The organism is Bradyrhizobium sp. NAS80.1 (genome assembly GCF_001908205.1).
GTDB lineage: Bacteria > Pseudomonadota > Alphaproteobacteria > Rhizobiales > Xanthobacteraceae > Bradyrhizobium.
Genome location: NZ_LGHL01000218.1, coordinates 1 through 7,442, shown reverse-complemented (window position 1 = coordinate 7,442; position 7,442 = coordinate 1). Strand labels below are relative to the sequence as shown.

Below are 7,442 nucleotides of genomic sequence, written 5' to 3'. Positions count from 1 at the left end.
GTGGCGGAGAATGTCGTAAGCTGTGGTCGCATGGAAAAAGAAGTTCGGCAGCGAGAACGACATCAGAAAGCCTTCCGCCGTGAACGGGAGCGCGCGGTCGCCGACCCTGAAGGTTACATCGTGGCCGAGGAGCGCATTGACAGCCTCTGGCCGTAGGACGGAAAGCTCATTGCGCGCCTCCGTCACCAGTGCCTGAAGGGCGGCATAGTCGAGGTCTGGTTTAGCAGACGGCGGGGTGAACACACCGCTCTTCGCCGCCTCCATCGCACCGCGTGAATGATGTGCGACTGAGACGATCTGGAAACGGAGCGGCTGCATGTCATGCGTAAGGCGCGACTGGACGATTTCGGCCGGATCAATGCCCTTTTCCCGGAAATGCGTGAGGCTCTTCTCAAGGAACCCGCCGACGGCGCCGAGAATCTGAAGGTAGTTTGCGACGGTCGCGTCGTATAGCGAAAAGGCCATGGCGTAAGTCTCCCTCGGTGTGCTGATCGCGTGCGATACAGTTCCCGGAAATTGCTCAAATTGCAATCGGCATAGAAGGGAAACGGACGCACCGTAGACGTTGGTCAGCTGATGAAGCTCGCCTCCCGTTGTCGGTCGAGAAATTCTCCGGGTTATGATCAAGTTCCGCTGCCGTTTGGGACGACGGATGTCTCTTGTGGGTCACTCGCGACGAACCCCACCGATCACGACCGACATCCGATGTCCGCTTCGTCCCACTTGCGAACGAAACGGCGTGGCACCGCAATATGTCGCGAAGGGCCAACTCCGGACTCATGCATCGCAGCAATTGCGCTCTCATTCGATCAGCTCGTCGGCTCGCGGCACCCGGCAGGGGTCGCTAAGGAGCGGCCCCTTCTGATTTTGGAAAGCCTCACGGCTTCGGCGCGTAAGTGCGAAATGGCCGACTTATCTGACGCTCAAAATGAGGGCTCACTGGGGTGCCTTAATACCAAGTCGTCTGATGCGATTTTGGCGATCTCTGCCGGATTGCTAATCGTGCCCGCTCCGATGTCGATGATCTGGCGCGCGATGGTCTCAGTGAGCGTTCCTCCGTCTATGAAACGAAAGAACGCTCTGAGAAAGCGTCTTGAGCGCGCTTGAACCGTGAAGCGGCGTGATTGTTTACGAGTGTAGCGGCTTGATGTTCTGGTTCACGCAGAAGAAGTTTGTCGGGTCGTACTTGGCCTTTAAGGCAACGAGGCGGTCATAGTTGTCGCCGTAGGTAGCCTTGAGCCTGCTGTCGTCCCCATCGTCCATCATGAAATTCACATAGCCCCCGTCAGCCGAGTAAGGATGCACGGCCTCCCAATAGCCCTTGGTCCAGCGCGTGATTTCGCCGGCCTTTTGCGGATTGGCATCAATGCCGGCGATCACCATCGACCAGGTCGCATCGCGCGTGTTCCAGGCGGTGTCACTCTTGCCGACGCGACGGACCGCGCCGTCGATCGGATAAAGATGCATAAGCGAGAGCGTGCTCGGCAGTTTCTGTGCCTGGGCGATATGGGCGTCAATCGCTACGTCGGTCAGTTCTTTCACGAAATCGCCGCGCCAGTACCATTGCAGGCCCTTCGGGAAGAACGGATCGAACATGGACTGCAGGGCAGGATAGGGCATTTCGCCCATCCAGTTGAAGAGCGGCGGGGGCAGCTCCCCAAGCAATTTTGCCATGACCGCCTTGCCATCTTCTGTCGGCCCATTGTAGCAGGCGATGATGGCGCAGGCGCGCTTGGCCTGATGCTCCGCCGGGAACGGGTCTACCGGTGGAACGGTCTTCAAGCCGACAAAGGCGCCAAGCTCTTCGGGAGCGCTAGGCAGGAAATCCCTGTACCTCTGCATGACAGTCCGGGCATTTTCGAGATCCCAGAAGACCGGACCGGCATAGACCATGTTTACCGGATGAGCTTGGAACAGGAAGCTAGTGACGATGCCGAAATTGCCGCCGCCGCCACGCAGGCCCCAGTAGAGGTCGGCGTTCTCTGACTTGTTGGCGGTGACGATGCGACCATCGGCGAGCACGACATCCGCCTCAAGCAGATTGTCGATGGTGAGGCCGTGCTTGCGGGTGAGGTATCCGGTGCCGCCGCCAAGCGTAAGGCCGGCGATACCGGTCGTCGAGACAATGCCGGCTGGCACGGCGAGCTCGTAGATATGCGTGGCGTGATCAACATCGCCCTGTGTGCAGCCGGGACCGACGCGGACGGTGCGAGCGGTGGGATCGACCCGCACGCCTTTCATCATCGACATGTCAATCATCAGCCCGTCGTCGATACTCCCAAGGCCCGGCCCATTGTGCCCGCCCCCGCGGATCGCGACCTTGAGATCGTTCTGCCTGGCAAAATTGACGGCAGTGACAACGTCGGCGACGTCGGTGCATCGCGCAATCATCACGGGGCTCTTATCGATCATCCCGTTATAGAGGCTCCGCACGGCGTCATAATCAGCGTCCGTTCGCCCAATGACCGGGCCACGCATGCTGCCAATGAAGGTTTCGGTGGTCATGGCTTGCATGATATCCTCCTGTTTCACGCAATGATCGGCCAGTTGGGCCTGCTTCCGTTGTTGGACTCCCGATGGCTGCTCAGTGAACACGGAGCCTGCGAACGTCATTGCAATGAGGACGCTCGATCTGGGAGCGGACTTCCGCCAAAATTCCGTCTGCGCTCACTGCTGAGATTGGCGACTTCGATGCGCCCGGCGGCCGGACGTGCGCAACAAGTCCGCGCACCGGCTGAGGTGCCGATGGGCGCTGGCCATCCGCCTATAGGCGCAACAAGCTCTCTCGCAAGAGACGGCAACCTGGCGCCATGAGACCTTTCACGCAAACATCGCCGGTGTTATCTGATCCACCTCCATGATAACATCGGCCGGAATATTGGCGCGCCTCGCCGCATTGCGAATGGCGTCGGCGTTTTCGGCCTCATAAAGACAGTAGGTTTTGCGCTTGTCGGCACTCAGAAAGGAGAAGATCCACTTCACTCCTTCTTCATCGTTGATGAGGTCGACTCTATCGACTCCTTCCTTCGTGAACTCCAGTTTTTCTGCGAAGTTTCGCTCGATAATGAAACGCGGCATGGCCCTCTCCCGTGTACGACGTGGCACATCAGTGCAGTTGACCGCGGAGCCTCGTAAGCAGAGCGGTCATGTTCAGGCGACTTGCCGTCGCCAGAGATTCGTTCAACAGCGCATCGGCATGTGCGATGTCGCCATGGCGGCCGCGGCGGCGCAGCATGTGCGCGTATCGGTTCTGCGTGTGCGCCAACCAGGGCCATGCATGCATGTGCCGGTCCATCCGTAGCGCCTCCTCGAAGTGCTCTTCGGAACGAATCCAGTCGCCCAGCACGTCGGCGAGAGCTCCGAGGAAGCGGCCGGCCGATCCGTAGCAGACGGTCACGATACCGGCCGTGACGGTCATGTGGCGGTAGGGCTCGAGCAGATCGTACAAGGCACGCGCGCAGCGCTCGTCCTCGAGCGCCGCGCAAACATCGGCAAGATAGGAAAGCGTCGTGCTCCGCTTCGCATCCATTGGGAAGGCGAAATCGGTCTGCCGCAACTCGTCCAGCATCTTTTGTGCCTGCGGCTTGAAGCCCAGCTCCGTCGCGACGAGCGCGAACCCGGGCTTCCAGGTATTGTCTTCCGGTTCGCTATTGATCAACTGTTTGATGACAGCGGCAATCTCCGCCAGGCGTCCCTGCTCGCGGCGGATGGTGAACATCTGCGTGCCGTAGACACCTTCGACACTCTCCCCAATATGCATCCTGCGACCCATCGCATACGCGTTCTCAGCGAGCTTCTCGGCAGCCGCAAAGTCGCCGATCAAAAGAGCCTGCATGGCTCGCCCTAGCTGCGCAACCCATTCCTGGTGCAGCATCTGACGGCCTTCAATTGATGACTGAAACTGGTCCAAAGCCGCGATCATCCCCTGGTAGTCGCCAAATTCGGCCGAATAATAGATGTGCACAGAAAGAATTCGGGTGCGGAGGTCGGCGTCATTCAGCCGATTGGCAATGGCGAGGGCCTCGCTGAGGCGGTTGCGCAGGTCGGCAGATTGTGTCCCCGAGAGTGCGGCCGGCACCAGAAATGGAGTAAACAGAACTTCACAGAGAGAGCGGTCGTCCTCGAGGCGGCGCGCCATTTCGATGGCCTCGGAATTGAAGACGTCAGCACGCTCGAAATCACCCTTCATCAAGAACGCTCTACCGAGCGCACTCAATATCTGGCAGCGCTGAGCGCTGTCTCCTCCTTCGATCGCCGATAAAGCTTCGAGCAGCAGCGCGATGGAAGGTTCAAGAGAGTCGTGATAAAGAAACTGCGCGTATCCAAATCGGATGGCGCAGTTGGCGAGTGCATCGCTGTTTCCACGGGCTCGTGCCTCGCCGGCGGCACGCTCGAATGTGGCGGAAGCCTGTTGCAGATGGCCGGCCGCCGACTGCGCCCGACCCAATGCAATTCTTGTCTCGAGCACGGCGTCCTCGCGCCCTTCCGAATCGGGCAGTCTCTCGGCGATGGCCAGGGCCTTCCCGTAATGATCGATGGCCTCGTAGTTCGCCGAGCGCGCCAGCGCGCGCTCGCCGGCGCGCCGCCAGAACGGCAGGGCCAACTGTGGTAGTCCGGCCTCGGAAAAGTGCCGCGCAACCAGCTCCGGCTGGGTGTCCGCTGTCTCACGGCGGTACTCGGCAAGGGCGCGGGCAATTGCCGCATGATACCGCTGTTTTCTGCTCGTCAGCAGGGACTGGTATGCCGTGTCCTGAATGAGGGCGTGCCTGAACGCCAAGGCGTCCTCGGAAGGACCCCCTCTCAGAACCAGATGCGCCGCCATCAGCTCGGCGATGGCCGCATCGAGATCGGCGACCGGAAAATCGCACACATGAGCAAGCAGGTCTCGGCTGAACTCGCGGCCGATGACAGAGGCGATTTGGGCGGTTTCTTTCGCCGTCGGCTGGCAGCGATCGAGACGTGCCATCAAGGAGCCCTGCAGCGTCGCCGGAAGCCCCACCTCAAATTCGCACACGCCGGCCTCGCGCTCGACCAGAGAGCGGGCCAGCTCCTCGATAAACAGGGGGACGCCATCGGTCCGGCCGACGATCTCATCGATCATGTGCGCGCTGGCAGTGGCGCCGGCAATGTGCCGCACCATGTCGACGATCTGAGGCTTTGCCAGCGGCCCGAGGGAAAGCTGCAGCACATGACCGTAAAGGCTGGGCCATTCAGAAGCCCAGCTCGGCCGGTGTGTCACGAGCAACATGATCGGTGCTCGATTGATTGGCGCCATCAGCGCATCGAGAAGCTCGGTCGTAGTGGGGTCGATCCAGTGAGCGTCCTCGACAATAATCAGCACTGGAGAGCGCGCGGCGCGCTGCAGGAACCGGTCGACCAGCGTCTGCAGTGTGAGGCTCTTCCTTTGCTGTGGCGTCAGGTCGATTTTGCCGTACCGATCATGGCAATCGAGCGACAGAAGCTCTGCATAAACAGGAGCCACCGTCCGAACGTCCGCGCCCACGTCGGCGAGCATATGCTCGAGCTTGTCGAGCCGTTTCTGGTTGCTATCGCCCGGCCCAAAGTCGGCGGCGCGGCCGAGATTCTGAACAATCGGAAACAGGGTACTGTGGGTATGATAGGGCGAGCATTGAAACCGCAGGACGACATGCGGCGTCGCGCCTAGCTTTTCTGTAAAGGCCTGTACCAACCGGGATTTGCCGATGCCGGCATCCCCCGAGAGCAGGATTGCTTGTCCTTCTCCTGCGCGCGCAAGCTCCCACCTTTCAACGAGCAGCGCGACCTCGTGCACGCGACCTACGAATGGCGACAACTCTCCAACATGCGCCGCATGGAATCGGCTTTCGACCTCTCGCTCGGACTTAACGAGATGCACGCGGGTGCCTGTCCCGAATCCCTTAAGAGGCTTCTCACCGAGGTCCTCGACGACGAAGGCGTCGCCGATCAGTCGCCTGGTCGCCTCCGCTATGACGAGTTGACTCGGCCGCGCGCTCGCCTGGAGCCTGGCTGCGAGATTGGGCGTCTCACCCGCCACCGCACCTTCCTCGCGGACCGAGCCTCCAACAAGGTCCCCGACAACGACGAGCCCCGTAGCTACGCCGACCCGGGCCTGGAGCTCGATATCGTTGGGCTTCAGCAGTTGCATGGCGCTCAAGGCCTCGAGCCCGGCTCGGACCGCGCGTTCGGCGTGATCCTCGTAGGCGCATGGCCATCCGAAATACGCCATGACGCCGTCGCCGATGAATTTGGCGACGTAGCCGCCATAACGGGTGACCGCGCCGGCGACCCGATCCTGATAGCTGCGAAGCACCTCGCGCAGATCCTCGGGATCGAGCCGCCGAGACAGCTCCGTGGAACCAACCAGGTCGCAGAACAGAACGCTCAGCAGGCGTCGCTCCGGCGGCCGCTCCGGGGGAGCGCGCGGCAACGGCTGATCGTTCGAATGGAGATGGTCGGCGCCTGCCGCCGACAGCGCGACCCCGAACGACTCGGCAACCGCCGCCAGGATGATCTTGCGGTGTCCGAGCGATACCCCCAGTTCGCGAAGATCCGTCTCCGTAAGATGCGGGAGTACCCTCAGATCGACATCACCGGCGGCGAAGACATCACAATATTGCCCGAGGCCAAGTGCACGCAGCCATGTATTGATGTCTTGGCTCATGAGCCCCGCTCGCTGCTTTAGATGTTTCCTCCTCATGTTCTTGCTCCCGGTCAAGTATGGAGCGTGTCTGCGCCTTTCGCCGGGGAAAGCGCCTCGCCCGCTGACTCGATTCCGGGTTAAGCAGGCGCGGACGATATTCTGCAGCGGGTACTTCGGCAGCCGCAGATGACTCTCAATAGGACCTCGTGCCGATGCAACACCTAGGTCCCTACGAAAGCACGCTGCATTTGTAGGCATTTTACCGCAAACGTGCAGCCGCGCATAGAACTGCCGCAGCGCGATAATTTGGGCAGACCGTGATTGGTAACGGGTGCAGGTATTGAGGCCCACGTAAGGCTAGCTTTCAGGGGTTGGGTGGACCAGCACCTCGGGAAGCAGGCTTGCCGTACATCGCGTTCGGTCGGAATAGCGAAGAGGTCCAAGTCGAGATCGACTTGGAAGTCTAGGCCGGCGCATTGCCTTGTTCGCCTTTAGGTCATCCTCGACGCTTTCGGCCTGGAGCCCCGGCCGGCCTATTTCCGCAGCGCCTCCAATAGCGACCCCATGGGGCGACCAGCGCACAGCAAGAAGAACTTGGTCAGCTGCCCGATCGCTACCTCCCTCAGCTGCTCATGTAGGCCTTGTACGACAGGAAAGCCCCGATCGCGAGAAACACGACGGCCTCCCCCACAATAAGCCCCGTGCTTAGGCTGAGGGTCGCAGCCATTCCGGCGAGCCAGATCGGAAACAGCATGCGAACTAGGCCGCCGATCAGTAGGAGCCAGCCGAAGATCGTGACAAG

The 7,442-nt window shown here is 60.8% G+C and carries 5 protein-coding genes; all 5 read right to left on the bottom strand.

The genetic code is table 11. The annotated features are described in order from the left end of the window. On the bottom strand, nucleotides 1-465 hold a 465-nt coding region (locus AC629_RS37565), incomplete at its 3' end, for a DUF1993 domain-containing protein (RefSeq protein WP_084809775.1). A gap of 663 nt (nucleotides 466-1,128) precedes the next feature. Further along, nucleotides 1,129-2,514 carry an FAD-binding oxidoreductase gene (locus tag AC629_RS37560; RefSeq protein ID WP_084809776.1) on the bottom strand — a complete coding sequence of 462 codons (1,386 nt, stop codon included), beginning with the start codon at nucleotides 2,512-2,514 and terminating at the stop codon, nucleotides 1,129-1,131. A 306-nt stretch (nucleotides 2,515-2,820) separates the two neighbouring features. Then, complete coding sequence (locus tag AC629_RS37555; protein ID WP_084809774.1) at nucleotides 2,821-3,078, bottom strand: DUF4242 domain-containing protein; 258 nt, start codon at nucleotides 3,076-3,078, stop codon at nucleotides 2,821-2,823. 28 nt (nucleotides 3,079-3,106) lie between these two features. Beyond that, the gene (locus AC629_RS37550) at nucleotides 3,107-6,661 is read right to left on the bottom strand and encodes an ATP-binding protein (RefSeq protein WP_168195686.1); all 3,555 of its coding nucleotides are present in this window, start codon (nucleotides 6,659-6,661) and stop codon (nucleotides 3,107-3,109) included. A gap of 601 nt (nucleotides 6,662-7,262) precedes the next feature. Next, the coding region (locus AC629_RS47320) for a hypothetical protein (protein WP_210419163.1) at nucleotides 7,263-7,442 on the bottom strand (180 nt) is incomplete at its 5' end.